The 3,050-nt window shown below is 73.8% G+C and carries 1 protein-coding gene and 1 pseudogene; one reads left to right on the top strand and one right to left on the bottom strand.

Annotated features, from left to right (window positions below; translation table 11 throughout):
* Positions 1-157: pseudogene (locus tag AB0J52_RS34165) on the bottom strand (sugar kinase); the annotation flags it as partial.
* Positions 158-393: 236 nt separating this feature from the next.
* Here AB0J52_RS34165 and AB0J52_RS34160 point away from each other — a divergent pair.
* Positions 394-2,958 (top strand): bifunctional acetate--CoA ligase family protein/GNAT family N-acetyltransferase, encoded by a 2,565-nt coding sequence (locus AB0J52_RS34160; protein ID WP_500187024.1) that lies wholly within the window; start codon positions 394-396, stop codon positions 2,956-2,958.
* Positions 2,959-3,050 lie beyond the last annotated feature (92 nt).

Here is a 3,050-nt window from a genome sequence, read left to right as displayed (position 1 = left end):
CCGCGCCCTCCAGCGCGAGCCAGGCGGCGACGTTGGCGCCGGACCCGCCACCATGGCTGGTGACGGCCGCGGGCGTGTCGCTGCCCTTCGCGAGGGGGTAGGCGGCACGTGCCACGGTGTCGGTCATCAGGTCGCCAACCACGACTACCCGGGTCATGGGGTCATCACCTCGATCAACACGGCCCGCATGAGCGGCGGAGTGGGCGTAGGCAGGGCGTTGGGCGGAGTTCGCGCGGGGCAGGGCGTAGGCACGACCGTAACAGCTCTTGACCTCCGATGAGGTCTCGAACGCGCGGCGATGCCGAGGGCATGCCGCTTCACACCGCCCGGACCGGTGCATTCACGGTCGAGGCGGACGCGGGTCACGGTGACCCGTGGCCTAGTCTCGGGTGCGTGAGCGGGGAGAGCAAGCGGGACCATCGGGACCAGCGTGACTATCCGGACCACTGGGAGGCCGACGTCGTCCTCACCGACGGCGGGACGGCGCACCTGCGGCCGATCCGGCCGGAGGACGCCGACCTGCTGCGGTCCTTCTACGCCCGGCTGTCGGCCGAGACGATCTACTACCGCTTCTTCTCGCCCCGCCCGCACCTGTCCGACCGTGAGATCGCGCACTTCACCACCGTGGACCACGACCGCCGCGTCGGGCTGATCGCCACGATCGGCGGCGACATGGTGGCGGTCGTCCGGTACGACCGGCTCACCGACCGGCCCGGGACGGCCGAGGTCGCCTTCCTCGTCGAGGACGCGCACCAGGGGCGCGGCCTCGGGGCCGTCCTGCTGGAGCACATCGCCGCCGCGGCCCGCGAGCGGGGCCTGCACCGGTTCGTGGCCAGCGTCCTGCCCGACAACCGGCGGATGACGCGGGTCTTCCGGGAGGCGGGCTACCGGGCCGAGCAGCGCTTCGAGGACGGCGTGATCGAACTCGTCCTCGACATCGAGCCCACCGAGACCTCCGTGGAGGTCACGTCCGCGCGCGAGCACCGGGCCGAGGCGCGGTCCATCCAGCGCCTCATGACGCCCAAGTCCGTGGCGGTCGTGGGCGCGAGCCGGGCCGAGCACAGTGTGGGGCAGACCGTCCTGCGGAACCTGCTGGGCGGCGATTTCAGCGGTCCCGTCTACCCGGTGCACCCGACCGCCAAGGCCGTCGCGGGCGTGCGCGCGTACGAGTCCGTCCTGGATATCCCGGATGACATCGACCTCGCCGTCGTCGCCGTCCGGGCCAATGCCGTGCACGAGGTCGTGGAGCAGTGCGCGAGCAAGGGCGTTCACGGGCTGGTCGTGGTCTCGTCGGGATTCGGCGAATCCGGGCCGGAAGGGCGCGCACGCCAAGAGGAACTCGTCCGCCTGGCGCGTGCCTGGGGCATGCGTGTGGTCGGCCCCAACTGCCTTGGTATCGCCAATACCGACCAGGACATCCGCCTTAACGCGACCCTCGCCCCCACCCTGCCGGGACGCGGTCCGGTGGGCTTCTTCTCGCAGTCCGGCGCGCTGGGCACGGCGATCCTCCAGCGGACCGCCGAACGCGGAATCGGCCTCTCCACGTTCGTTTCCGCCGGAAACCGCGCGGACGTCTCCGGCAACGACCTCATGCAGTACTGGGAGGAGGACCCGGCCACCAAGGCCGTCCTGCTCTACCTCGAATCCCTGGGAAACCCGCGCAAGTTCGCCCGCCTGGCCCGCCGGCTGTCGCGGCGCAAGCCGATCGTCGCGGTCAAGAGCGGACGCAGCACCCAGGGGGTCCCGCTCGGGCACGCGGCCCGCGCGCTGAGCCTGCCCGACCACGCCGTGAGCGCCCTGTTCGCGCAGGCGGGCGTGATCAGGGTCGAGGACCTCTCCGAGCTGTTCGACGTCGCGCAGCTGCTCGCCTACCAGCCGCTCCCCGCCGGGGACCGCATCGCGATCATCGACAACTCCGACTCGCTGGGCCTGCTCGCCCAGGACGCGGCGGTCGCCCACGGCCTGCGCGTCCGCCCGCCGGTGGACCTGGGCCCCCTCGCCGACGCGGACGCGTACGAGGCGGCCCTCGCCTCCGCACTGCGCGACGAGAACGTGGACGCCGTCGTCGCGCTGTTCACCCCGCCCACGATCGGCGGCTACGACGTGCGCGTCCCGGAGAAGATCCTGCGGCTGGCGGCCGGGTCGTCCAAGCCGATCGTGGCGACCTACCTGGGCCACAAGGGCATGCCCGCCGACCTGCGGATCACCGCTCCGGACGGCAGCGCCGCCGCCGGGTCGGTGCCGTCCTACCCGGCCCCCGAGGACGCCGTCCGGGCGCTGGCCTACGTGATCAGGTACGCGCAGTGGCGGCAACGCCCGCCGGGCCGCGTCCTCGACCAGGTCACCCCGGAGGACCGCCGCCGCGCCCGCGCGCTGGTCGGCGGCTGGCTGGCCGACCTGCCCGGCGACGCCGCCCCGCTCACGGCCTCGCGCGCGCAGGCGGCCGAGCTGCTGACCTGCTACGGCATCGAGCTGGCGGAGCCGGACACGGCCCCGGCCTCCTCGTCCCTGGAGACCGTGGTCGAAGGGGTGGCCGCGGACGGGCCTGAGACGGACGGTGACGGCCCGGGAGTGCCCGTCCGCATCGTGACCTCGGAAGACCCGTCCTTCGGCGCCGTGGTGTCGTTCGGGCTCGCCGACGAGACCGCCGCGCTGCTGGACGACCGCGCCTACCGGCTCGCGCCGCTCACCGACGCCGAGTCGGCCGAGATGGTCCGCGCCATCCGGACCGCGCCGCTGCTGCTCGGCCACCGGGGCGCGGAACCGGTGGCCGTCCCAGCCGTCGAGGACTTGCTGCAGCGGGTCGCGCGGCTCGGTGACGATCTGCCCGAGGTCGCCCGGCTGGAGCTGAACCCGGTGATCGCGGACGCCTCCGGGGTCTCGGTGCGGGGCGTCCGCTTGCGCCTGCAACGACCCATGGGCCCGCGCCCCGAGCTGGGCCCCCGCCGCCTCGGCTGAGCCCGGCCGGCCCTCCGGACCTCGTCGGGTCGCCGCCCGCACGGCCGTCAGCGGCCGGCCGGGCGGCAGGGGCCTCGCGGGGGTTTCGTCGT

Source organism: Spirillospora sp. NPDC049652 (assembly GCF_040675125.1).
Lineage (GTDB): Bacteria > Actinomycetota > Actinomycetes > Streptosporangiales > Streptosporangiaceae > Spirillospora.
Note: the sequence above shows the minus strand (reverse complement) of the source record. Positions and strands in the feature narration are given on the sequence as shown.